The sequence below is a fragment of the Streptomyces sp. TLI_55 genome (assembly GCF_900206255.1).
Classification (GTDB): domain Bacteria; phylum Actinomycetota; class Actinomycetes; order Streptomycetales; family Streptomycetaceae; genus Streptomyces; species Streptomyces aquilus.
The window spans coordinates 6,720,751-6,744,223 of sequence record NZ_OAOJ01000001.1 but is presented as its reverse complement, the minus strand read 5'-3'; the positions used below and the strand labels follow the sequence as shown (position 1 = coordinate 6,744,223).

The following is a 23,473-nucleotide window of genomic DNA, read 5'->3' as shown; positions in this document are numbered from 1 at the left end:
ACGTACAGCAAAGGGAGCGGCCCCCGAACAAGTGGGAACCGCTCCCTTCACGGCGTCTTACTTGGCGCCCGCCGCACCACGGCGGATGCCGAGGCGGTCGACCAGCGTACGGAAGCGCTGGATGTCCTTCTTCGCCAGGTACTGGAGAAGGCGGCGGCGCTGACCGACCAGGATCAGCAGACCACGGCGGGAGTGGTGGTCGTGCTTGTGGGTCTTGAGGTGCTCGGTCAGGTCCGAGATCCGGCGCGAAAGCATGGCGACCTGGACCTCGGGGGAGCCGGTGTCGCCCTCCTTCTGACCGAACTCGGCGATGATCTGCTTCTTCACTGCGGCGTCGAGCGGCACTCGAAACTCCTCGTAGTCTGAAAATGGCCACCGAGTGCCCCCGGTCTGTGTCTCGGGGGAGCTTCCGTTACTCGGGAGGCGGGGATCCGCTGGGCGCGGCCTCCAGGGTCCTTCGAGGGACTCCGGGGGTGCGTACACAAACGGCCGTCACTCAGGGTACCAGGCACAGGTGGGCACCTTCTCCCGGGTTCCATAACCACCTGGAGAGGGGATGCGGGGCCACTAGGGTGACGGCAGATCGTACGACGTCGGGAAGGGGTCGCTGGGCATGGCGGAGACGGCAGAGGAGATCAAGGCGCGCAAGGAGCGGGAGCGGGACGAGCTCTACGCGCTCGACATCTCCGGCGTCGAGTGGCACTGCGCGCCGGGCACGGAGGAGCACGAGGAGCGGGTCGAGATCGCGTACCTGCCCGAGGGCGCCGTGGCCATGCGGTCCTCGCTCGACCCGGACACCGTGCTGCGCTACACGGAGGCGGAGTGGACGGCCTTCGTGCTGGGGGCGCGGGACGGGGAGTTCGACCTGGATCCGGCGCCGGAGGAGTAAGGAAGGCCATGTGAAGGGGCGGCACGCGCGTGTGCCGCCCCTTCACATGTCTCAGTGCTTCAGTCCGGCGCTTCCGAAGGCGATGGCCATCAGCACCGGGTCGGTCGGGGCCTTGTCGTCGCGGGCCAGTTCACGCTTGCCGAAGAAGACCCGGCCCTGCTGATAGAGGATGTCCGACTGCTCCGGGTCGCTGAAGTCGGCGTCGTCCTCCTCCGGGAGGGTGAACAGGAGGAGCGGGGTCTCCTGGTCCGTGCGCGGGTTCCAGCGCACCACGGCCGCCGGGGCGACGGCGCCCGCGCCGCGGCGGTAGATCAGGAGGTCGTCGCCGCTCATCCGCAGCGGGTAGACCTTCTGGAGCTCCCGGCCCTCGAACTTGCCCGCCGTCTTGCCGGTCGCGAGGTCGAACGCCACGATCCAGTCGGACGGCTGGCCGGGCTCGAAGCTCTCCTTGCCCAGGAGGTAGGCCTGGGTGCGTCCGACGACGATGCCTTCGCAGTTCTCGTACACACCGAAGTACGGCGACCCAAAGTACCGCTCGCCGCACTTCGCGTCGTAGCCGTCCAGGGAGATGGTGGTGCGGTACTTGCCGTTCGCGTCGAGGGTGATGACGTCGGTCGGGAGGCTGTCCCCGGCGGCGACGACGAGCACCGGCGGATCGGACGAGGGCAGGTAGACGCTCTGGACCCCCTCGGAGACCTTGTACGTCCACACGGGCTTGCCGGTGCGCGGGTCGACCTTCTGCACCTGGTACCTGACGTCGGGCAGCGAGCCGCAGCCGCGCAGGGCCAGCAGGGCGCGGCCGCCGGCGAAGGCCTTGTCCTGGCACTCGTCGCCCAGGGCACTGTTCCAGAGCTTGGCGCCGGTCTTCATGTCGTACGCCACCGAGCCCTGCCCCCAGGCCACGGCGACGACGCCCTTCGTCAGGGTGAGGTTGGTGTTGGTGACGAAGGCGGTGTTCGCGGCCGGCATCTGCTTCTGCCACAGCTTCTTGCCGGTGTTCAGGTCGAAGAACACCACCTGGTCGCAGACACCGCTCTTCTCCGAGCCGTCGGGCCGCGGGGGCTGAATGACCACGGCGGTACGGCCGTCCGCGGTGACATGCCGGCTGGTGGCGCAGAGGTGGCCGCCCAGCTTGAGGGTCCAGGCCTTCTCGTCGGCGTCGAGGGCGATGTTGTAGCCCTCCAGGCGGTTGGCGACGCCCTTGACCATGACCTTGTCGGTGGCCCAGGTGCCGGGGGCGTAGCGGGGAGCGGCGTCGGTGATCTTGGAGAGGTTCTCCTCACCGTGTTCCAGCATCAGTTGGCCCTCGGGTGAGCCCGGGACCTTCTCGGTCGTCTCCCTGACGGCATCGGGGCTCTGTACGACGGGACCCTTGGCGTCGGCGGGCGCGCTGTCATCGCCGGACGCGAGGAACCAGCCGCCTCCGGCCAGCGCGAGGAGGGCCACGACGACCGCCACCGCGCCCAGCAGCTTCGTGCGGCGACGCTTGCGGGCGGTGTCGGCCGCGAGTGCGGATTGGGTGTAGATCGAGGGAGGCGGGCCGAAGCTCACGCGGAAGCGCCCTTTCTGCTTCTGGTTCTGGCTTCTGGTTCTGGTTCTGGCTTCTGGTTCTGGCTTCTGGTTCTGGTTCTGGCTGGAATCCGACCTGATCAAGTTCGGATCGGCCCCACTATGCCCGCCGACCGGTCGCGGGCCGGGAGCGGGGTGTCTCGGCGTCCCTCTCAACACCCTTGCGGGGCAAGGCGCTTCGGGACGGCCGGTGGCCGGTCGCCGTCACCTTCCGTTTGTGTTCGGGGTATTCACCGACATCGCCCCTTTTCCTCACCAATGCGAAAGCTGTGTACGCCACTTCTGGGCAGGTTGTGACGCGGCGGACGGCTGCTCGGGGGCGGACGGGCCTGCCGGGGCGGGGCTTGTGGTGATTAGGCTGGTACCGGGCGCGACGCCAGAACCCGTGGACGGGGCGTCGGCGTCCCAGGGGGAGAGCCGGTGACATCGGACGACCTCGAACGACTTCGGACGACTAGAAGACGACAAGAACAGGTCGCCCCCAGCACGGCGTGAGGGTGCGTGACCACACCAGGAGGAATTGTGAGCAGCGATCGGGACGGGATCCGCGGGGGCTGGGCCACACCCGGCGATGACCAGCCCGACGCGGAGTCCGCCAGCGAGATGACGGGCGAGTTCACCATCGACTATGCGCCGCCTGCTTGGTATACGCAGGCGGCGTCTGGGGGGTCGAACGACGGAGGGAATTCGGGAGGTTCGGCTGGTTCGGCTGGTTCGTCGGGTGCAGGGGGTTCTTCGGGTGCGGAGAGTTCTTCGGGTACGGCGGGGTCGGCGGCCGGGAGTGCGTCCGGTGGGGCTTCTGGTGGGGCTTCGGGTGGCGTTCCCTCTCCTGCCGACTGGGCCGCGTCCTCGTTGCCGGGGCTGACTCCTCCCGCGCATTCGCGTCCGCAGGGGGCCTCTTCGGGGCCTGGGGCTCCGTTCACGCCGCCCGCGTCTGGGCAGGTGGGTGGTCCGGGGGCTCCCTTCACTCCTCCGGCGCCGCCTTCTTCCGGGCCTGGGGCTCCTTTTACTCCGGCTGCGCCTCCGTCGTCGGGGCCGGGGGCGCCCTTCACTCCGCCCGCGTCCGCTCCCGGTGCGCCTTTCCAGCCGCCCGTGCCGCCGAACGGTGGGGCGGGGGCGGTACCGAGGCTTCCGGTCGGGAGTGGGTTCGAGCCGCAGCCGGCGCGGACTTCGCAGGCCGACGCTCCGCCCGAGGCTCCTGCCGTTGACCCCGCTTCGCCTACGGCCGTGCCGAACGTCCCCGGGCCGCAGGGGCCGTGGGGCGCTCCGGCGTCGGCTCCTTCCTCATCCCCGGCCAGCTTCACGCTGCCCGCAGCGGCGCCGGTGCCTGCGGCTGAGGTGTCCTCTGCCGCTCCCACGGCCGAGGAGCCGGAGGAGTCCGGGAACGGTGACCTCGAAAGCGGCGCGACGATGCGGTTCTCCCCCGTCGCTCTGAAGCGTGAGATCGCGGAGCACGCCGCCGCGGAGGAGGCGAAGCTGACGTCGGTCGACGACGAGGCTGAGCAGGAGGGCGTGTCCGGCGCCGATGTATCCGGCGCCGATGACGAGGACGGTGCCGCTGAGGGCTCCGGCCTCGACGCGGACTCCTTCAGCGACGTTCCGCCGGCCGGGGACGCCGAGACCGAGGCCACGGAGGCTTCGGAGGCCGAGGCTGAAGACGCCGCCGCCGAGGGCGAGACGGAGCGGGAAGGTGCCGCGCCGGAGGACGCCGACGCGGTGGACGCGGAGCTGACGGACGCCGACTCGACCGACGCCGAGGCTCGTGACGCCGTTGCAGTCGCCGTGACTCCGGAGTCCGATGCCGACGTGGAACCGGCGGACGGGCCGGAGTCTGACGCGGAGACGGTGAACGCGGAGGAGTCTGACGCGGGGGCTGTGGACCCGGTGACTGCGGACGCGGTGACTGTGGACCCGGTGACTGTGGACGCGGTGACTGTGGACGCGGAGGCGGCAGACGCTGAGTCTGGCGATGCCGTATCTGGTGATGTGGAGCCGGTGGCTGCCGTACCGTCTGCTGACGCGGAACCGGTGGAGGCCGTACCCGCTGACGCCGAGCCCACCGACTCGGGTCTCTCCGACTCGGGCCCCGCAGACGCCGTACCGGCAGACGCGAACCCTGCGGAGAGCGCGCCTTCTGACGCCGCCCAGTCCGACGCCACCCCCGAGGACAGCGCACCCCACGACGCCGCCCCGCAGGACGCGCCGCCCGCCTGGACTCCCCCGCCCACGCCACAGCCCGCCATGCCGCCGCTGCCGCCGTCGTATCAGCCCGCCGCACCCGCGCCCGCGGCGCAGTGGCCCGCGCAGCCGCAGCAGCCGGCCGCCGCGGCGCCCGCCCAGCCGCAGCCCGCGGTCGCTCAGAACCAGCCTCCCGTGCCGCCGCAGCACCCGCCGTTCCAGCCGCAGGCGCCGCAGCCCGCGCCCGCCGCGTGGAACCCGCCGGCCACCAAGCAGCCCGCAGGCCAGGCCCCGGCAGCCCCGAACCCGCAGGACGGCTACGGCTATCCGCAGCCCACCCCCTCGACCCCGCCGGCGGCCCAACAGCCTGCCGCCCAGCCCCCGGCAGCCCCTGGCCCGCAGGCCGCGTACGGCTTCCCCCACCCCGGCGCAGCCCCCGCGCCCAACCCGCAGGCCGGCTACGGCTTCCCGCACCCCGGCGCCCCGGCTCCCGCTCCCAACGCCCAAGGCGGCTACGGCTTCCCCCACCCGGGCGGAACTCCCGCGCCCGCCCCGCAGCCCGGCGGCTACGGCTTCCCGCCCTCAAGCGCCCCCGACAACGGCCAGCCCCCCGCACAGCCGGGCCAGCCGGGCCAGCCGGGCCAGCCGGGCGTACCCCAGGCCCAGCCGCAGCCGCAGCCGCAGCCGCAGCCGCAGACCAACGACCTTGCCGCCCCGGCCCCCACACCCCAGGCCCCCCAGCCCCCCGTACCTCCGACCCCCCAGGGCGGCTACGGCTTCCCCCAGCCCCCGGCGCAACCGGGCCAGCCGGGCGTACCCCAGGCGCAGCCCACCCCCACGCCCAACCCGCAGGCCGCCTACGGCTTCCCGCACCCCGGTGCGCCAGCCCCCGCACCCGCCCCCAACCCCCAAGGCGCTTACGGCTTCCCCCAGCCCCCCGCACAGCCGGGTCAGCCGGGTCAGCCAGGCCACCCGGGTCAGCCGGACCAGCCCCAAGCTGCCGCCCCCCAGGTCCCCCAGGCCCCCCCGGTCGACCCCCGCACCGGCACCGCCTGGCCCCAGCCCATCCAGCATGACCAGCGGCAGATGACCAACCCCGGTGCGGCGCCGCTCGGTTACACGGCGGCCGTGGAGCTGTCGTCCGACCGGCTGCTCAACAACAAGAAGCAGAAGGCGAAGAGCAGCCGTCCCGCGGCCCAGCCCTCCCGCTTCAAGATCGGCGGCAAGAAGGAAGAGGCCGAGCGGCAGCGGAAGTTGGAGCTGATCCGGACGCCCGTGCTGTCCTGCTACCGGATCGCCGTCATCAGCCTCAAGGGCGGCGTCGGCAAGACGACCACGACCACCGCCCTCGGCTCCACCCTCGCCACCGAGCGCCAGGACAAGATCCTCGCGATCGACGCCAACCCCGACGCCGGTACGCTCGGGCGCCGCGTCCGGCGTGAGACCGGGGCGACGATCCGTGACCTCGTCCAGGCGATCCCGTACCTCAACTCGTACATGGACATCCGGCGGTTCACCTCCCAGGCGCCGTCCGGGCTGGAGATCATCGCCAACGACGTCGACCCGGCCGTGTCCACGACCTTCAACGACGAGGACTACCGGCGTGCCATCGACGTGCTGGGCAAGCAGTACCCGATCATCCTGACCGACTCGGGTACCGGTCTGCTCTACTCCGCCATGCGCGGTGTGCTCGACCTCGCCGACCAGCTCATCATCATCTCCACCCCGTCCGTCGACGGCGCCTCCAGCGCCAGTACGACCCTGGACTGGCTGTCCGCGCACGGGTACGCCGACCTCGTCTCGCGGTCCATCACCGTCATCTCGGGTGTCCGCGAGACCGGCAAGATGATCAAGGTGGAGGACATCGTCAGCCACTTCGAGACCCGCTGCCGCGGTGTCGTCGTCGTGCCCTTCGACGAGCACCTCGCCGCCGGTGCCGAGGTCGACCTCGACATGATGCGGCCCAAGGTGCGCGAGGCGTACTTCAACCTCGCGGCGATGGTCGCCGAGGACTTCGTACGCCACCAGCAGTCCCACGGCCTGTGGACCAGCGACGGCAACCCGCCCCCGGTGGCGGCCCCGCCGATGCCGGGCCAGCAGCAGTACGCGCCGCAGCCGGGGCAGCCGTATCCCGGCTACCCCCAGCCGGGTCAGGCGTACCCGCAGCAGCCCGGACAGCCGTACCCGCCCCAGCAGCCCTACCCGCAGCAGCCCGGCTACCCGCAGCCCGGACAGCCTCCGCAGCCGCCCCAGCAGTAGGCAGCAGGCACGACACAGAAGGGCGGCCGGTGCTCATCCGCACCGGCCGCCCTTCGGCGTTCTCACATCCGCGAGACCGCTACTCGGCCTCCGCCACCAGCTCCCGGCACCGCTTCACGTCCTCCGCCATCTGCTCCAGCAGAGCCTCCAGCGAGTCGAACTTCGCCTGGCCGCGGACGTACGCCAGGAAGTCCACGGCGACATGCAGCCCGTACAGGTCGAGGCCGACGCGGTCGATGGCGTACGCCTCCACCGTGCGCTCGGTGCCGTCGAACTGCGGGTTGGTGCCGACGGAGATGGCGGCCGGCATGGCCTCACCCGCCACGTGCAGCCAGCCGGCGTACACGCCGTCGGCGGGGATGGCGGTGTGCGGGAGGGTCTCGACGTTGGCCGTCGGGAAGCCGAGTTCGCGGCCGCGCTGCGCGCCGCGTACGACCACGCCCTCCACCCGGTGCGGGCGGCCCAGGATCTCGCGGGCGCCCGCCAGGTCGCCCTCGGCGACCAGGCGGCGGGTGAGGGTGGACGAGAACGGCTCGCCGCCGCCCGCCTCACCGCAGACGAACAGGTCGACGATCTCGACCTCGAAGTCGTACACCTTGCCCTGCTCGGCGAGGAACTCCACGTTCCCCGCGGCCTTGTGGCCGAAGCGGAAGTTGGGGCCCTCGACGACCGCCTTGGCGTGCAGCTTGTCGACCAGGACCTTGACGACGAACTCGGCGGGCGAGAGCTTCGAGAACTCCGTGGTGAAGGGGAGGATCAGGACCGCGTCCACGCCCAGCTCCGCCATCAGCTCGGCGCGGCGGTGGTGCGGGGCCAGCAGCGGCGGGTGGCTGCCGGGGCGGACGACCTCGCTGGGGTGCGGGTCGAAGGTGACGACGACCGAGGGAACGCCCAGCTCACGGGCGCGGTCGACGGCGTGCCGGATGATCAGCTGGTGTCCGCGGTGGACACCGTCGTAGGAGCCGATGGTGACGACGCTGCGTCCCCAGTCCTCGGGGATGTCCTCCAAGCCACGCCAGCGCTGCACTGTGACCGCTCCTCATCGAACCCGTGTCCGTATTTACGGTTTACCTCTTACGCAGGTCTAAGGGTGCCATGCCGCGCCCGTCGGGCCCGCATCGGCATCGGCGCTGTGACTCGACGCACGTGGGTCAGGCGAGGACCCTGACCCCGGCCAGGTTCTCGATCATGCGGCGGCTGCTGGGGCCGACCACGGCCGCCCACTGCCGTGGCGCGTCGGTCAGCCAGCCCGCCACCTGGGCGGCGAAGCCGGGGGTCCGGCGCCCCAGGTCGACCAGCGCGCGGTCGAAACGGGCCGCTCCGTCCGGGGTGCGCACGAGCAGCACGCCGATGCGGTGGACGAGCTCGCGCAGGCCTTCGCCTTCTTCTGGACAGCGCGTGGCGGCGCGCAGGAGTGCGTCCAGGACGGCCGGTTCGCGCTCGTGGCTCAGCAGGTGTTCGAGCAGTTCTCGACGCAGCGGGTGGGAGGCGGCGGTTCCGGCTGCGACGAGGACGGCGGCCAGAGCCGTCCGCACCTCCTCGGGGCCGTCGTCCAGCAGTCCGGTGACCAGAGGGAAGAGCACCGCCCGGGCGCCCGGCCCCTGGTCGAGGCGCCGGTCGACGTACGCGGCCACGTCCGCGGCGGTCTCCGGCCGCTGCTCCACGGCCTCCCGTACGAGTACGGCGATCCGGCGGGCCGGCGTGGGCAGCGTGACGTCGGCGAGCGTGCGCAGCGCCTCTCCGGCACCGGGGCGGCGCAGCCGGGCCCGGAAGGCGTCCAGCACCGGCTCGGGGTGGGTGGTGAGGGCGGCGACCAGCGCGCTCGGCGGGAAGTGCGGGTCGCCGGCCGCGAAGTGGCCGAGGGCCTGCGGGAGATGGCGAGCCCGCGTGTGCGGGTCGCGGACGAGCAGCGCGAGCGCGCCGCCGTGCAGGGTGCAGTCGGCGGGACGGGCGAGGAGGGTGAGGGCGGCGTAGCGGAGCAGTTCGCGGTCGGCCTCGGTGGTCACGTGCGGGGCGGCGCGCAGGCCGTAGGCGACCGCCGCGACCCGCCGGTCGGGCCGCTCGTCGTGCGCCCACCGGTCCACCGCCCGGCACACCGCCGACGGCTCGTCCTCCGCGAGCACCGCCAGCAGCTCGTCGGCCCGCCGGTGCGCGCAGTCGACCAGCATCTCCGTCAGGTCGTCCAGCGCCAGCCGCCGGTGCGTGTGCAGCAACGCCTGCGCCGCCTTCGCGACGGTCGCGTGCGGGGTCGCGGGCAGCGGGCGCTCGTCGTCGAACCAGCGGGTGAGATGCGGTTGTACGGCGCCGGGGGCGTCGGCGAGCAGGCGGGAGACCGCGTCCAGGAAGCGGGGGGCGGTGTCCTGCGGGGGGCCGTCGGCGAGGACGAGACGGCGGAGGAGGTCGAGGAGCGTCACCGGGGGGAGGGGCAGTGCCAGCCAGAAGGCGGGCGGGAAGTGGGAGGTGAGGGGGCGCGCCGACTCCGTGTCGGGGCCCTCGCACGCGCCTTCCCGCTCCCGTCCCCGCCAGTCCACCACCCGGTCCGCGAGCAGCCTCAACACCCCTGTGTACGGGGTCGCGTCAGGCACCCTCAGGAGGGACTCGGTGAGGAGGCGGGCCGCCCACCAGGAGTGCGGGTCCGCGTCCAGTGCCTGGATCAGTTCCTCCAGGCGGAGGGCGAGACTCGGGGTGCCCTGTTGGCGGGCGACGAGGAGGAGCGACTGGACGACGGGTCCGATGCGGTGGTGCGGTACGGGGAGCGGGTGGCGGTCGGCCGGGTGGGTGCGGCGGCGGTGGACGAGGGCGCGCAGGGCCTCGTCCAGGTCGAGGTGGACGCCCTGGATCCAGTCGGCGAGTTCCTCGTGGGCGAAGCGGTAGCCGCTGCCGGCGGGGACGAGGAGGCCCTCGGTGAGGACCGCGGAGGCCCAGCCGGTGCCGCCGCCGAGGCGGGCCGGGGCGGGGCCCCAGGGGAACACCGCCTCGAACGACTCCCGGTCCAGTTCGCCCTGTCCGGGGCCGAGGCTGCGGCGGGCCGCCTCCTGGACCTGGCCGGAGACCTTGGCCGCGAGGCGGCGTACGGCGGTGCCGCGCAGGCCGTTCTCGGCGGCGAGGCGGACGGCGACGCGGAGACACATCAGGTCGAGGTAGGCCGCGAAGACGTCGTCGCGGTCGACAGGGGCGTGCGGGCCGTCGGGGAGGGCGGTGCGGACCTCGGCGAGGAGGCGGAGGGTGAGGGGGTGGCGGGCGTCGGGGTGGTGCAGCGTGCCGTCGGGGATGCGGTAGCGGGCGCGCGCGGTGCGGGCCTCGTCGTCCTGGAGGTCGGTGAGGTGGACGCAGGGGGCGTGGGGGGCCTCGGACGCCGGGCGGGCCGGGGCAGCTGAGCCCTCGTCGGTGTCGACGTCCAGGGAGCCCCCGTAGAGCATCTCCCCGGGGAACCCGGCCCCCGCCCCCTCCCAGTACTCCGCCCGGCACGCCACCACCAGCCGCGCCCCCGACTCCCGGAGCCAGCGGGCGGTGCCGTCGGACCACTCGGGCAGCCGGTGGGCCAGTACGGGGGGCATCTCCTCGGGGCCGTCCAGGAGCAGGAGCAGGGGGCGGCCCGCCCTGCGGGACAGACGGGAGAGGCGGGCGGGGGTGAGGTCGCCCAGGTCGGTCACGTCCGCGGAGTGCGAGGCGGCGACGATCCTCGCGGCGCGCGTCACCGCCCTCTCGGCGGCGTCGGCGACCGACGAGTCGTCGTCCCTCAGGTCGGCGCCGCGCAGCCACAGGGTGGGGGCGGGGCGGGGTCCCCGGTTGCGGCGGGCGGCGAGGGACGCGAGTTCCGTCGTACGACCGCTGCCGGGCGGGCCGACGAGCGCGAGGACGGCCGCGTCGCCCTCGATGAACGTCTCGAACTCCGCTGCCGTGGAAACCCGTTGGACCGGTTCCACCGCGCCGGGGCCGAGGGTGTCCGCGGCCCGGCCCACGTATCCGGCCAGCGCGCCCGGCGGCCCGTCCTGGCCCACCGAGGTGGCCGTCAGTTCCAGGACGCCCGCCAGATTGAGGTCGGTGCCGTACGCGGGGACGGTCGCCGCGTTCTCGGCGAGCAGGTCGGCGAGGGGGCCGTCCGGGGGCGGGAACAGGGGCACCGCGAACCCGGTCTCGCGCCGGCCGCTCTGCAGTGCGGTGCCCAGTACGGCGACCACCGCACCGGTCGTGGCGTCGAGGACCGGTCCCCCGGCCGCGCCGCCACCGAGCCGCAGCGCGTCCTGCCCCGCCGTGCCGATCGCCAACTCCAGTACGCCGTCGAGGAGATGGAAGCGGTCGGTCGCCGTGTAGGTCACGGGGCCGGTCCCGAGCACCCGCGCCTCGCGCCAGCACCCGGCGGCGATGCGCACATAGGCACCGGTCTCGACGCCGTCCCGCCCGCCGACGGGCAACGGGTCGACACCCAGTCCCTCGGTCCGTACGAGCGCCAGGTTCAGCTCGGGCAGGGCGGTCACCACGTCGGCGGTCACCACGCAGTGCCGGTCCTCGGCGGCGTACATCAGCAGCCGGGGCAGCCCGTCGACGACCTCATGGCTGGTGATCACGGTGCCCCGGTGATCGGCGACGAACCCGACACCCCGGGGCCGCCCGGCCAGATCACGCACCCGGACGAGCACATGATCAGCCGCCCACCCCGACACAGAGCCGTGAGCCGACTCCGCCGGCCCGGACCCGTCCCCCCGTTCCGACTCACGCCCACGGCCCCCCGCCGTCCGTGAGCCCCGTCCCGTCATGGTCGAACCTCCCCGCCGTGGCGCTGCCGTGCTCGCGGGGCCGTCTCCCGGTCGGGTGGTCCGTGGGACGGGCCCGTCTTCGACGGTAGGCACCGGCTGATCGGCGGGACAGATCGCGTGGTGAACGCGCCCCCTTCCGCTCCCCCGGTTCACTCCGAGCGCCTGCCCGGACGGGTGAATGGGCGGGGACGGGTGGATACACCCTAGGGGTGGGGGAACCGAGGGGGGACCGTGGAGCGGCGGAGTACTCCGTGACCGCCGCTCCACGGACGGAGCGTCATCGGGCGGCTCAGCCGAAGACGGCCAGGCTCTTGGCCTTGCCCTTCTGTTCCTCGACCAGGGCGAGGAAACGGCCCTCGGGGTCGAAGACGGCGACCGCGCCGCGGCCCGCGTACGCGTCGGGCATCTCCAGGCGTACGCCGTTCAGGAGCAGCCTCGCCCGCTTGGCGTCCACGTCCCAGCGCGGGAACGCGGCCGCGGCGGCCTCGGCGATCGGCATGACCGTCAGCTCCTGCTGGAGCTGGTCCAGGGTCTTGGCCGCGTCCAGCTTGTACGGGCCGACGCGGGTGCGGCGCAGCGCGGTGAGGTGGCCGCCCACGCCCAGGTCCGCGCCCAGGTCACGGGCCAGCGCCCGGATGTAGGTGCCCGAGGAGCAGACCACGGACACCACCAGGTCCATGACCGGCGTGCCGTCGGCCGCGACCGCGTCCCGGACGTCGTACACAGCGAAGGACGAGATCCGCACCGGGCGGGCCGGGATCTCGAACTCCTCGCCCTCGCGCGCCCGCTTGTAGGAGCGCACGCCGTCGATCTTGATGGCACTGACCTTGGACGGCACCTGCATGATGTCGCCGGTCAGCTTGGCGATCCCGGCGTCGACGGCCTCGCGGGTGACCTTCGAGGCGTCTGACGACCCCGTGATCTCGCCCTCTGCGTCGTCGGTCAGGGTCGTCTGGCCGAGCCGGATCGTGCCCAGGTACTCCTTCTCGGTGAGGGCGAGATGCCCCAGGAGCTTGGTCGCCTTCTCGACGCCGAGGACGAGCACGCCCGTCGCCATGGGGTCGAGGGTGCCGGCGTGGCCGACGCGGCGGGTCCTGGCGATCCCGCGCATCTTGGCGACCACGTCGTGCGAAGTGAAGCCCGACGGCTTGTCGACGATGACAAGGCCGTCGGGCGTGGTGCTCTTCCGGTTCATTCGGAGGTGTCGTCCTCGTCCTCGTCCGGCTTGCGGTACGGGTCCGCCTCGCCGGCGTAGGTGGCGCCGGCCGAGACCTCGCGCACCTTCTCGTCGGACTGGCGGGCCTTGTCGAGGAGGTCCTCGATGGTCCGGGCGGTGTCCGGGAGGGCGTCGGCCACGAACGTCAGCGTCGGGGTGAACTTCACGCCCGCCGCCGCGCCGACCGCGGAACGGAGCACGCCCTTGGCGCTCTCCAGTCCGGCCGCCGCCGCCGCTCGCTCCTCGTCGTCCCCGTACACCGTGTAGAAGACGGTCGCCTCCCGGAGGTCACCGGTGACCCTGGTGTCCGTGATGGTGACGTGGCTGCCGAGCCGCGGGTCCTTGATCCCCCGCTGCAGCTTCTGGGCCACCACCTCCCGGATGAGGTCCGCCAGCCTCTTCGCCCGCGCGTTGTCGGCCACTGGTCCGTCTCCTTAGTTACTTCTTCTTGCCGCTTGCTTCAGTCTTCGTCGCTGTGGAGCCTGCGTCGAACCGAGAGCAGTTCCACCTCGGGCCGCCCGGCTACCAGCCGCTCGCAGCGGTCCAGTACGTCGGTGAGGTGGCCTGTGTCCCCGGCTACCACCGCGAGCCCGATCTCGGCCCGCCGATGGAGGTCCTGATTGCCCGTCTCCGCCGCACTCACCGCGTACTTGCGCTGGAGCTCGGCCACGATCGGACGGACGAGTGAGCGTTTCTCCTTCAGCGAGTGGACGTCGCCGAGGAGCAGGTCGAAGGACAGAGTCCCCACATACATGTGTGTGTCCGGATGTCCCGCCGGTTCGGGGTACGGGCGCCGCGCCTGGACGCCGATACGGGAACCGTACACGCAACGGCCGGGGCCGATCGACGGAAATTCCGTGGAGGAACTTCCCCGCCGATCGGCCCCGATCGCGTGCTGTGACGGTCAGACGCGCGGCTTCTCGCGCATCTCGTACGTCGCGATGACGTCGTCGACCTTGATGTCGTTGAAGTTTCCGAGGTTGATACCACCCTCGTAGCCTTCGCGGATCTCGGTGACGTCGTCCTTGAAGCGACGCAGACCCTCGATGTTGAGGTTCTCCGCGACCACCTTGCCGTCGCGGATGAGGCGCGCCTTGGTGTTGCGCTTGACCTCGCCCGAGCGGATGAGGACACCGGCGATGTTGCCCAGCTTGGACGACTTGAAGACCTCGCGGATCTCCGCCGTACCGAGCTCGACCTCTTCGTACTCCGGCTTGAGCATGCCCTTGAGGGCCGCCTCGATCTCCTCGATCGCCTGGTAGATGACCGAGTAGTACCGGACGTCCACACCCTCGCGCTCGGCCATCTGCGCCGCGCGGCCGGCCGCGCGGACGTTGAAGCCGATCACGATGGCGTCGGAGCCCATCGCCAGGTCGATGTCCGACTCCGTGACCGCACCGACGCCGCGGTGCAGGACGCGGATGTCGACCTCTTCGCCGACGTCCAGCTGGAGCAGGGAGGACTCGAGCGCCTCGACGGAACCAGAAGCGTCACCCTTGATGATGAGGTTGAGCTGCTGGACCTCGCCGGCCTTGAGCACCTTGTCCAGGTCCTCGAGGGAGACGCGGCGCGTGCGCTTGGCGAACGCGGCGTTGCGCTCACGGGCGGCGCGCTTCTCGGCGATCTGACGGGCCGTACGGTCCTCGTCGACCACCAGGAAGTTGTCGCCCGCACCCGGGACGTTGGTCAGGCCCAGGACCTGGACCGGCGTCGACGGGCCGGCCTCGGCCACGCTGTTGCCGTTGTCGTCGTGCATCGCCCGGACTCGGCCGTACGCGTCGCCGACCACCATGGTGTCGCCGACCCGCAGCGTGCCGCGCTGGACGAGGACCGTCGACACGGCACCACGGCCGCGGTCGAGACGGGACTCGATCGAGATGCCCTGCGCGTCCTGGTGCGGGTTGGCCCGCAGGTCGAGCGAGGCGTCGGCGGTGAGGATCACGGCCTCCAGCAGGGAGTCGATGTGCAGACCCTGCTTGGCGGAGATGTCGACGAACATCGTGTCGCCGCCGTACTCCTCGGCCACCAGCCCGTACTCGGTGAGCTGACCGCGCACCTTGGTCGGGTCGGCGCCCTCGACGTCGATCTTGTTGACCGCGACGACGATCGGCACGTCGGCCGCCTTGGCGTGGTTCAGCGCCTCGACCGTCTGCGGCATGACGCCGTCGTTGGCCGCGACGACGAGGATCGCGATGTCCGTCGACCGCGCACCACGGGCACGCATGGCGGTGAACGCCTCGTGACCCGGGGTGTCGATGAAGGTGATCTTGCGCTCTTCGTCGTTGACCTCGGTCGAGACCTGGTAGGCACCGATGTGCTGGGTGATGCCGCCGGCCTCGCCCGCGATGACGTTCGTCTTGCGGATGGCGTCGAGGAGTCGGGTCTTACCGTGGTCGACGTGACCCATGACGGTGACGACCGGCGGGCGGACCACCAGGTCCTCCTCGTCGCCCTCGTCCTCGCCGAACTCGATGTCGAAGGACTCGAGCAGCTCGCGGTCCTCCTCCTCCGGGCTGACGATCTGAACCGTGTAGTTCATCTCGTCGGCGAGGAGCTGGAGCGTCTCGTCGGAGACGGACTGCGTGGCCGTGACCATCTCGCCGAGGTTCATCATGACCGCGACGAGCGACGCCGGGTTGGCGTTGATCTTCTCGGCGAAGTCGGTGAGCGAGGCACCGCGCGACAGGCGAACGGTCTCGCCGTTGCCGCGAGGCAGCATCACACCGCCGACCGACGGGGCCTGCATGGCCTCGTACTCCTGGCGCCTCTGCCGCTTCGACTTGCGACCGCGACGCGCGGGACCGCCGGGACGACCGAAGGCGCCCTGCGTGCCACCACGGCCACCCGGACCACCGGGACGACCGCCGAAGCCGGGACGACCGCCGCCGCCCGCACCGGCACCCGGACCACCGGGACGGCCGGCGAAGCCGCCGCCACCGCCACCGGGACCACCGGGACGGCCGGCGAAGCCGCCACCGCCGCCACCCGGACGACCGGCGAAGCCGCCGCCGCCACCCGGACGACCGCCGCCGCCACCACCGGGACGACCGCCGCCACCGGGACCACGGCCACCGGGGCCACCGCCGCCGGGACGCGGGCCGGCAGCAGGACGCTGCGGCATCATGCCGGGGTTGGGACGCGGGCCGCCGGGGCCGCCGCCGGGACGGGGACCGCCCTGCGGGCGAGGCATGCCGCCCGGGGTCGGACGCGCGCCACCCGGAGCCTGCGGACGGGGACCGCCCGCCGCGCCCTGGGGACGGGGACCGCCCTGGCCCTGCGGACGCGGGGCGCCGCCGGGACGCTCACCGGGGGCACCGGGGCCGCCGGGTCGCGGGGCACCGCCCGGACGGGGCGCCTGCGGGCGCGCCATGCCGGTGGAGCCACCAGAGGTGAAGGGGTTGTTGCCCGGACGGGGACCGGCCGGACGGGCACCGGGACGCGGCGCCTGGCCACCCGGACGCGGAGCGCCCGGACGGTCGCCACGGTCACCACGGCCCTGGCCGCCCTGACCCGGACCGCCGGCGGGACGCTGGGAACCCGGACGCGGAGCCTGCTGGCCGGCCGGACGCGGGGCGCCCGGACGCGGGGCGGAGCCCTGCGCGGGAGCCGGCGCGGCGGGAGCCGACGGGGGCGCCGTGAACTCGGGGGTGGTCGGAGCCGGAGACGCCGGCGCGGGGCGCGGCGCGGGCTTCGGACCCGGACGGGGGCCGGGAGCAGCCGGCGCGGCGGGAGCCGCGGGCGTCTCGGCGGCGGCCGGCTTGGGGGCCGGCGGGCGCGGGGCGGCCGGACGGGCAGCCTGCGCCGGAGAGGGGGCTGCCGGCTTCGCCGGGGCAGCCTTGCGCGGGGCGGGCTTGCCGCCTCCGTTGCCCTGCTGGAGGGCGTCCGTCAACTTACGGACGACGGGCGCTTCGATGGTCGAAGACGCCGAACGGACGAATTCACCGAGTTCCTGGAGCTTGGCCATGACGACCTTGCTCTCAACCCCGAACTCCTTGGCGAGTTCGTATACCCGGACCTTAGCCACTTCGCTCCTTTTAGGTCCGGGTTGCGTCCGGACCGTCGCTACTTCATGGGCGTACTCATCGCGTGCTCATCGAGTGCTCATCGCAATCTCGACCTACTTCCAACTCGCGGGGTACCAGGGCCGCACGGGGGTTCCGCGCGACGCTTCTTACGGTGTTGCCTGCTCAGCAACTGTCTGTCTGCTCGACGTACTGGCGCAACGCCTTTACGTCGAGCGCTCCCGGGGCGCGAAGCGCCCGCGTGAACGCCCGGCGGCGGACCGCCTGGTCGAGACAGACCAGGGCGGGGTGCACATAGGCGCCCCGGCCGGGCAGCGTACCGCTTGGATCGGGGACGCATGCGTCCTTGATCGCCACGGTGCGCAGCAGATCGGTCTTGGCCGCTCGCTGCCTGCACCCCACACAGGTGCGTTCAGGGCATGCGCGGGCGTGCGTCCGGCCAGACACTGCTAAGTCTACCTCCCCGTACCGACCTCACCCCTTTGGGGCAGGAATCGAACGGTTGTTGTCGTGATCTAAGCCAACCGCGGCTTGGATCTATTCCTCAGTCCTGCTCGGCGGGCTGCTCGGTGTCCGGACGGATGTCGATCCGCCAGCCGGTCAGGCGGGCCGCGAGCCGGGCATTCTGCCCTTCCTTGCCGATCGCCAGGGACAGCTGGTAGTCCGGCACCGTCACGCGCGCGGAGCGGGCCGCGAGGTCCACGACCTCCACCTTGGAGACCCGGGCCGGGGACAGCGCGTTCGCCACCATCTCGGCCGGGTCGTCCGACCAGTCGACGATGTCGATCTTCTCGCCGTTCAGCTCACCCATGACATTGCGCACCCGGCCGCCCATGGGGCCGATGCAGGCACCCTTGGCGTTCAGGCCGCTGCGGGTGGACCGCACCGCGATCTTCGTACGGTGACCGGCCTCCCGCGCGATGGCGGCGATCTCGACGGACCCGTCGGCGATCTCCGGCACCTCCAGCGCGAAGAGCTTCTTCACCAGGTTGGGGTGGGTGCGCGACAGGGTGACGGACGGACCGCGCACGCCCTTCGCCACGCGTACGACGTACGACCGCAGCCGCATGCCGTGCTGGTAGGACTCGCCGGGGACCTGCTCCTGCACCGGCAGGATGGCCTCCAGCTTGCCGATGTCGACGAGCACGTTCTTCGGGTCGCGGCCCTGCTGGACCACACCGGTGACGATGTCGCCCTCGCGCCCGGCGTACTCGCCGAGCGTCGCGTCGTCTTCGGCGTCGCGCAGCCGCTGCAGGATGACCTGCTTGGCGGTGGTGGCGGCGATACGGCCGAAGTCGGACGGGGTGTCGTCGAACTCGCGGGGCTCCTGGCCCTCTTCGAGGTCCTCGGGGTCTTCCTTCGCCCACACGACCACATGGCCGGATTCCCGGTCGAGGCGCACGCGCGCGTGGCGGTGGCTTCCCTCGGTGCGGTGGTAGGCGATGAGGAGGGCCGACTCGATCGCCTCGACCAACAGGTCGAAGGAGATCTCCTTCTCCCGTACCAAGCCCCGCAGGGCACTCATGTCGATGTCCACGGCTACGCCTCCTCTTCCTTCTTGTCCTTGCGGTTGAACTCGACCTGGACGCGCGCCTTGTCGATCTCGGCGAAGCCGAGCCTGCGGCTGGTGGCCTTGCGGCCCTTCACTCCGGGAACCTCGACGTCCAGGCCGTCGTCGTCGACCTCGAGGATCCGGGCGACCAGTTCCCCGCCCTCGGTCAGCTGGAACTTCACCAGCCGGTCGACGGCACGGGTGTAGTGCCGGTGCTCGGTGAGGAGGCGCTCCGCGCCCGGGGTGCCGACCTCGAGGGTGTACTCGCCCTCGCCCATCGCGTCCGTCTCGTCGAGCTTCGCCGAGAGCGCGCGGCTCACATCGGCGATGGCGTCCAGATCGGCGCCCTGGTCGGAGTCGACGACGACACGCAGCATGCGCTTCCGTCCGACGGAGTCCACTTCGATCTCTTCGAGATCCAGTCCCTGGGAGGTGACGAGCGGTTCCAGGAGCTCTCGCAGCCTCTCGCTCTGGGTGGTGCTCATCCGGGTGACTCCTCGGCCGCGTGTGCTGTTGTGGGAAGGTCGCGTGTCTGGTCAAAGGGTATCCGGTCCGAAGGACTGTTGCCGTCCACCGTGCGCCCCCAGGGCCCCGCGCACGGTGCCGATGAGTGGCTGCGGACCGGTGCGCGGGTACCGTGATCACCGGCGGGGCCGCCCTTCCCGCCCGTGTGTTCGTACGAGCCCCCGAGGACGTCTGCCGTGCCGTACCCCCCACCGCCGCGCACCCCCTCGGGGCCGCGCAGAAGAACCCTCCTCGCCTCGGCCGCCGGAGCCGCCCTCCTGGTGGGCTGCTCCTCCGGGTCCGACGACTCGGACTCCGGGGAGAGCACCGGGGGCAGCCCGTCGGTCACCGAGCGGGCACGCACGCGTGCGGCGCGGGACAGCAGGGGGATCGTCGAACGGTACGACGCCGTCCTCGCCGCGTATCCGACCCTGGCGGAGCGGCTGACACCGCTGCGGGAGGCGGCCGTACGGCATGTGGAGGCCTTCGGAGGAACCGTCGCCACGGCCTCCCCCACGGCGTCGCGGCCGTCGCCCTCGGCCACGGCGCCGGTGAGTGAGAAGGACGCTCTCGTCGAGCTCGCCGACGCCGAGCGCACGCTCGCGGACGCGCGCGCCAAGGCGCTGCTGGAGGTGCCGGGCGAGCTGGCCCGGCTGCTGGCGTCGGTGGCCGCGGCCGGTGCCGCGCACGCGTATCTGCTGAAGGAGGGGGCCAAGTGAGCGACGAGGACGAGAAGCGGACCCTGACCGCGCTCCAGGCGGCCCTGGCGGCCGAGCACGCGGCGGTCTACGGCTACGGCGTCGTCGGCGGCCGCATCCGCGAGGGCCGGCGCACCGAGGCTCGTTCCGCGTACGACGCCCATCGCGCCCGGCGTGACCTGCTGGTCCGGGAGGTGCGGGACCTGGGCGGCAAGCCGGTCGCGGCGGCGGCCGGATACGCGCTGCCGTTCCCGGTGCCGGACTCGGAGGCGGCCGTACGGCTGGCCGCCGAGCTGGAGGACCGGGTCGCCGGGGTGTACTCCGACCTCGTCCGGGCAACCGTGGACGGGCGGCGCTCCATGGCCGCGGAGGCGCTGCGGGAGGCGGCGGTGCGGGCGGTGCGCTGGCGCGGGGAGAGCGTAGCCTTCCCTGGTCTCGCCGAGCGGGCGGCGCCGGCCACGGCCAAGCCGACGCCCACGGCGTAACACGTACGGGAAGGAAGAACTCGGGTATGGCTTTCGCACCGCCGCGGCGTCTGGTCAGGGCGCTCGGTGAGACGGCACCTGACGGTGACGACTGGTTGGAGAAGCTGCCCGAGGCGGCTCAGCAGGCCGTCGCGCTACGCGAGTTGACGGTGGAGCGGGTGCAGGTCCCCGGCGGTCGCAGCAGCCTGGTGGTCCTCGTCCGACGTGCCGACGGCACCCCCGCCGTGCTCAAGCTGGCCCCGCCGCGGTTCCGGCCGGAGGCCGAGCGGGCGGCGCTGACGCACTGGGACGGGCTGGGGGCCGTACAGCTGCTGGAGCCCTACGCGGGTGAGGGCGTGCTGCTCCTTGAGCGGTTGCACCCCGATGTGTCGGTGCGGTCGCTGCCGGAGGCGAAGGCGTTGCTGGAGGCGGCCGGTACCTTGCGGCGGCTGTGGGTCGAGCCGCCCGCCGGGCACGTGTTCGAGACCGTGGCCGAGCGGACGGGGCGGCAGGCGCAGGCGATGCGGGCGACCGCGTCGGAACGGGCCGAGGTCGCGTCGCTGGTCTCCGCGGCGGTCGGCGCCCGGGAGGAGTTGCTCGCCGCGCCGCCCGAGGAGCGGCTGCTGCACGGCACGTTCCGGCAGAGCAAGGTGCTGGCCGGGGAACGGACGCCGTGGCTGGCGGTGGGGCCGGACCCGGTGGTGGGTGAGTGCGCGTTCGACCTGGCCCGGCTGGTGCGGGACCGGGTGGAGGATCTGATCGCCTCACCCTCGGGGGCGTCGATCACCCGACGGCGGGTGAAGCGGCTCGCGGAGTCGCTGGACGTGGACCAGGAGCGGCTGCGGGGGTGGACGCTGTTCCGGGCCGTGGAGTCGGGGGTGCGGGCGCTCCGGGTGGGACGGCCGCAGGACGCCGAGCTGCTGCTCGAATTCGCCGGCTGGCTCTAGGGAAGACGCCGAGAGGTGTCGGTGGTCCCGTTCCAGGACGCACCGACACCTCCCTGAGGGGTCGTCAGGCGGACAGGCGGGCGATCGCCTCGTCCACCGTCAGCTCCTCGCGCTCACCGGTCTTGCGGTCCTTCAGTTCCAGGACGCCCTCGGCGGAGCGGCGGCCCGCGACGAGGATCTTCGGTACGCCGATGAGCTCGGCGTCCGTGAACTTCACGCCCGGGGAGACGCCCGCCCGGTCGTCGACCAGGACCCGCAGGCCCGCGGCGCGCAGCTTCTCGGAGACCTCCAGGGCCAGCTCGGTCTGGAGGGCCTTGCCCGCGGCGACCACGTGGACGTCGGCCGGGGCGACCTCGGCCGGCCAGCACAGGCCCTGCTCGTCGGCGCTCTGCTCGGCGATGGCCGCGACCGCGCGGGTGACGCCGATGCCGTAGGAGCCCATGGTCACGCGGACCGGCTTGCCCTGCTGGCCGAGGACGTCGAGCTTGAGGGCGTCAGCGTACTTGCGGCCCAGCTGGAAGATGTGGCCGATCTCGATGGCGCGGTCCAGCTTGAGGCCGGTGCCGCACTTCGGGCAGGGGTCGCCGTCCTGGACGACCACGACGTCGACGTACTCGCCGACCTCGAAGTCGCGCCCCGCGACGACGTTCTTGGTGTGCGTGTTGACCTTGTTGGCGCCCGTGATCCACGCGGTGCCGGGGGCCACGCGCGGGTCGGCGATGTACTTGACCTTCTCGCCCAGGCCCTGCGGACCGACGTAACCACGGACCAGGTCGGGGCGGCCCGCGAAGTCGGACTCGGTGACCATCTCGACGGCCGCCGGGGCGAAGTGCGCCTCGACCTTGCCCATGTCGACCTCGCGGTCGCCGGGGACACCGACGGCCACGATCTCGCCGTCGACCTTGACGAGGAGGTTCTTGAGGGTGGCGGAGGCCTCGACGCCGAGCTGGGCGGCGAGGGTCTCGATGGTGGGGGTGTCGGGGGTGGGGATGTCCTCGGCCGCGGGGACGTCCGTCGCGTCCACCGGCTTGAGCTCGTACGAGATCGCCTCGGTGTTCGCCGCGAAGTCGCAGTTCGGACAGTCGGCGAAGGTGTCCTCGCCGGCCTCGGCCGGGGCGAGGAACTCCTCGGACTTCGAGCCGCCCATCGCGCCCGCGGTGGCGGCGCAGATGCGGTAGTCGAGGCCGAGGCGCGTGAAGATCTTCTGGTAGGCCTGGCGGTGCAGGGCGTAGGACCGGGCCAGGCCCTCGTCCTCGGTGTCGAAGGAGTAGGAGTCCTTCATCAGGAACTCGCGGCCGCGCAGGACGCCGGCCCGCGGGCGGGCCTCGTCCCGGTACTTGTTCTGGATCTGGTAGAGGATGACCGGCAGGTCCTTGTAGGAGGACGCCTGGTCCTTCACCAGCAGGGTGAAGATCTCCTCGTGGGTCGGGCCGAGCAGGTAGTCGCCGCCCTTGCGGTCCTGGAGGCGGAACAGCTCGGGGCCGTACTCCTCCCAGCGGCCGGTCGCCTCGTACGGCTCGCGCGGCAGGATGGCGGGGAGCAGCACCTCCTGGGCACCGATCGCGTCCATCTCCTCCCGCACGACCCGCTCCACGTTGCGCAGGACCCGCATGCCGAGGGGCAGCCAGCTCCAGATGCCGGCGGCGGTGCGGCGGACGTAGCCGGCGCGGACGAGGAGCTTGTGGCTGAGGACCTCGGCGTCCGCCGGGTCGTCGCGCAGCGTCTTCGCCATCAACTGGGACATGCGCTGGACCGGTGCGTTGGCCATGGTTCTCGTACTCCTGCCGGGAAAACGGTGATGCCAGGAGGTTAGCCGGGGGGCCGGTGGAGGCGGAAATCGGTTATCGGCGGCGCAATGGCAAGGGGGCACCCATCACTGCGTACGGCTTCGGGGCGCTCGGGAAGAGGACCTGGCGGGCGAGGTCCTGGTAGCCGAGGGAGTGGTAGAGGCCGCGGGCCGGGCTGTCGGTGTCGATCGCGGAGAGGATCGAGCGGGGTTCGGAGGCGCCGTCGGTGATCGTGGTGATCAGGGAGCGGCCGATGCCGTGGTTCTGGTGGTGCGGGTGGACGTGCAGCTCCGTGATCACGAAGGAGTCGTCCAGCCAGGTCTCGTGCCCCTGGGCCCGGAGGTACGGCTCCACGACCGTGGACCACCAGTGGGTGCGGTCGTTGGGCATGCCGTAGACGAACCCGACGAGACGGCCGGCCACGGTGGCGCCGAGGGCCCGTGCGCCCGGGTACGTCATGTGGCGCAGGACGATCTGGCGTCGTACGGCGACCTCGTCGGCGCCGAGCCCGAAGGCGACGGCCTGGACCGCGAGGGCCTCGTCGACGCGGGCGGAGAGATCCAGCGGGCCGATCACGATGTCGTCGTCGGGGTGGCGGCGGTGTCCGTGGCCGGGGAATCGCATGTGGGGA

Annotated in this window: 18 protein-coding genes and 1 pseudogene; 6 read left to right on the top strand and 13 right to left on the bottom strand. The window is 72.4% G+C overall.

The window, feature by feature from the left end; translation table 11 throughout:
- Positions 1-57: 57 nt before the first annotated feature.
- Positions 58-345, bottom strand: coding sequence for a 30S ribosomal protein S15 (rpsO, locus tag CRP56_RS31175; protein WP_097269600.1), 288 nt, complete (start codon positions 343-345; stop codon positions 58-60).
- 268 nt (positions 346-613) lie between these two features.
- Here rpsO and CRP56_RS31170 point away from each other — a divergent pair, with 268 nt between their 5' ends.
- Entirely contained in the window at positions 614-889 is a 276-nt protein-coding gene (locus CRP56_RS31170; RefSeq protein ID WP_059197936.1) for a DUF397 domain-containing protein, read from the top strand.
- Between the two features lie 51 nt (positions 890-940).
- On the opposite strand, the gene CRP56_RS31165 is transcribed toward CRP56_RS31170, so the two are convergent.
- Positions 941-2,440 carry an outer membrane protein assembly factor BamB family protein gene (locus tag CRP56_RS31165; RefSeq protein ID WP_097269598.1) on the bottom strand — a complete coding sequence of 500 codons (1,500 nt, stop codon included), beginning with the start codon at positions 2,438-2,440 and terminating at the stop codon, positions 941-943.
- A 519-nt stretch (positions 2,441-2,959) separates the two neighbouring features.
- Between CRP56_RS31165 and CRP56_RS49330 the strand changes: the two are divergent.
- Both CRP56_RS49330 and CRP56_RS31160 read left to right on the top strand, forming a co-directional pair.
- A pseudogene (locus tag CRP56_RS49330) lies at positions 2,960-3,109 on the top strand (SCO5717 family growth-regulating ATPase); the annotation flags it as partial.
- 687 nt (positions 3,110-3,796) lie between these two features.
- Positions 3,797-6,895, top strand: coding sequence for an AAA family ATPase (locus CRP56_RS31160; protein WP_306459457.1), 3,099 nt, complete (start codon positions 3,797-3,799; stop codon positions 6,893-6,895).
- Between the two features lie 79 nt (positions 6,896-6,974).
- Here the strand turns inward: CRP56_RS31160 and CRP56_RS31155 are convergent, their stop codons facing one another.
- From CRP56_RS31155 to rimP, 9 genes are all read right to left on the bottom strand, one after another.
- On the bottom strand, positions 6,975-7,922 hold the full coding sequence (locus CRP56_RS31155) for a bifunctional riboflavin kinase/FAD synthetase (RefSeq protein WP_097269594.1): 948 nt from the start codon (positions 7,920-7,922) through the stop codon (positions 6,975-6,977).
- 124 nt (positions 7,923-8,046) lie between these two features.
- The gene (locus CRP56_RS31150) at positions 8,047-11,652 is read right to left on the bottom strand and encodes a trypsin-like peptidase domain-containing protein (RefSeq protein WP_097269592.1); all 3,606 of its coding nucleotides are present in this window, start codon (positions 11,650-11,652) and stop codon (positions 8,047-8,049) included.
- A gap of 289 nt (positions 11,653-11,941) precedes the next feature.
- Complete coding sequence (gene truB, locus CRP56_RS31145; protein WP_097269590.1) at positions 11,942-12,847, bottom strand: tRNA pseudouridine(55) synthase TruB; 906 nt, start codon at positions 12,845-12,847, stop codon at positions 11,942-11,944.
- Entirely contained in the window at positions 12,844-13,290 is a 447-nt protein-coding gene (gene rbfA / locus CRP56_RS31140) for a 30S ribosome-binding factor RbfA (RefSeq protein ID WP_097269588.1), read from the bottom strand. Before rbfA ends, truB begins: the two co-directional genes overlap by 4 nt.
- Before the next feature lie 38 nt (positions 13,291-13,328).
- On the bottom strand, positions 13,329-13,622 hold the full coding sequence (locus CRP56_RS31135; protein ID WP_097274626.1) for a DUF503 domain-containing protein: 294 nt from the start codon (positions 13,620-13,622) through the stop codon (positions 13,329-13,331).
- Between the two features lie 150 nt (positions 13,623-13,772).
- Positions 13,773-16,892, bottom strand: coding sequence for a translation initiation factor IF-2 (gene infB, locus CRP56_RS31130; RefSeq protein ID WP_097269586.1), 3,120 nt, complete (start codon positions 16,890-16,892; stop codon positions 13,773-13,775).
- Between the two features lie 163 nt (positions 16,893-17,055).
- On the bottom strand, positions 17,056-17,337 hold the full coding sequence (locus CRP56_RS31125; protein ID WP_097269584.1) for a YlxR family protein: 282 nt from the start codon (positions 17,335-17,337) through the stop codon (positions 17,056-17,058).
- Between the two features lie 97 nt (positions 17,338-17,434).
- Positions 17,435-18,427, bottom strand: a complete 993-nt coding sequence (nusA, locus tag CRP56_RS31120; protein WP_097269581.1) for a transcription termination factor NusA — start codon at positions 18,425-18,427, stop codon at positions 17,435-17,437.
- 2 nt (positions 18,428-18,429) lie between these two features.
- A complete protein-coding gene (gene rimP / locus CRP56_RS31115) occupies positions 18,430-18,927 on the bottom strand; it encodes a ribosome maturation factor RimP (protein WP_097269579.1) in 498 nt (165 codons plus the stop codon).
- 216 nt (positions 18,928-19,143) lie between these two features.
- On the opposite strand from rimP, the gene CRP56_RS31105 reads away from it, so the two are divergent.
- From CRP56_RS31105 to CRP56_RS31095, 3 genes are read left to right on the top strand one after another with little or no spacing between them, the layout of a single operon-like run.
- On the top strand, positions 19,144-19,665 hold the full coding sequence (locus CRP56_RS31105) for a hypothetical protein (protein WP_097269577.1): 522 nt from the start codon (positions 19,144-19,146) through the stop codon (positions 19,663-19,665).
- Positions 19,662-20,129, top strand: coding sequence for a ferritin-like domain-containing protein (locus CRP56_RS31100; RefSeq protein WP_097269575.1), 468 nt, complete (start codon positions 19,662-19,664; stop codon positions 20,127-20,129). The genes CRP56_RS31105 and CRP56_RS31100 overlap by 4 nt, the downstream gene beginning before the upstream one ends.
- 26 nt (positions 20,130-20,155) lie before the next feature.
- Entirely contained in the window at positions 20,156-21,055 is a 900-nt protein-coding gene (locus CRP56_RS31095; protein WP_097269572.1) for an aminoglycoside phosphotransferase family protein, read from the top strand.
- Positions 21,056-21,119: 64 nt separating this feature from the next.
- Here CRP56_RS31095 and CRP56_RS31090 read toward each other — a convergent pair whose 3' ends face one another.
- The gene (locus CRP56_RS31090; protein WP_097269570.1) at positions 21,120-22,823 is read right to left on the bottom strand and encodes a proline--tRNA ligase; all 1,704 of its coding nucleotides are present in this window, start codon (positions 22,821-22,823) and stop codon (positions 21,120-21,122) included.
- 73 nt (positions 22,824-22,896) lie between these two features.
- Positions 22,897-23,466 (bottom strand): GNAT family N-acetyltransferase, encoded by a 570-nt coding sequence (locus CRP56_RS31085; protein WP_097269568.1) that lies wholly within the window; start codon positions 23,464-23,466, stop codon positions 22,897-22,899.
- Positions 23,467-23,473 lie beyond the last annotated feature (7 nt).

Excerpts from the sequence above, each read along its gene's own strand:
- CRP56_RS31170 (WP_059197936.1), top strand. The coding sequence starts at position 614 with ATGGCGGAGACGGCAGAGGAGATCAAGGCGCGCAAGGAGCGGGAGCGG.
- CRP56_RS31150 (WP_097269592.1), bottom strand. The coding sequence starts at position 11,652 with ATGACGGGACGGGGCTCACGGACGGCGGGGGGCCGTGGGCGTGAGTCG.
- truB (WP_097269590.1), bottom strand. The coding sequence starts at position 12,847 with ATGAACCGGAAGAGCACCACGCCCGACGGCCTTGTCATCGTCGACAAG.
- CRP56_RS31135 (WP_097274626.1), bottom strand. The coding sequence starts at position 13,622 with ATGTATGTGGGGACTCTGTCCTTCGACCTGCTCCTCGGCGACGTCCAC.
- rimP (WP_097269579.1), bottom strand. The coding sequence starts at position 18,927 with ATGAGCACCACCCAGAGCGAGAGGCTGCGAGAGCTCCTGGAACCGCTC.
- CRP56_RS31095 (WP_097269572.1), top strand. The coding sequence starts at position 20,156 with ATGGCTTTCGCACCGCCGCGGCGTCTGGTCAGGGCGCTCGGTGAGACG.
- CRP56_RS31090 (WP_097269570.1), bottom strand. The coding sequence starts at position 22,823 with ATGGCCAACGCACCGGTCCAGCGCATGTCCCAGTTGATGGCGAAGACG.
- CRP56_RS31085 (WP_097269568.1), bottom strand. The coding sequence starts at position 23,466 with ATGCGATTCCCCGGCCACGGACACCGCCGCCACCCCGACGACGACATC.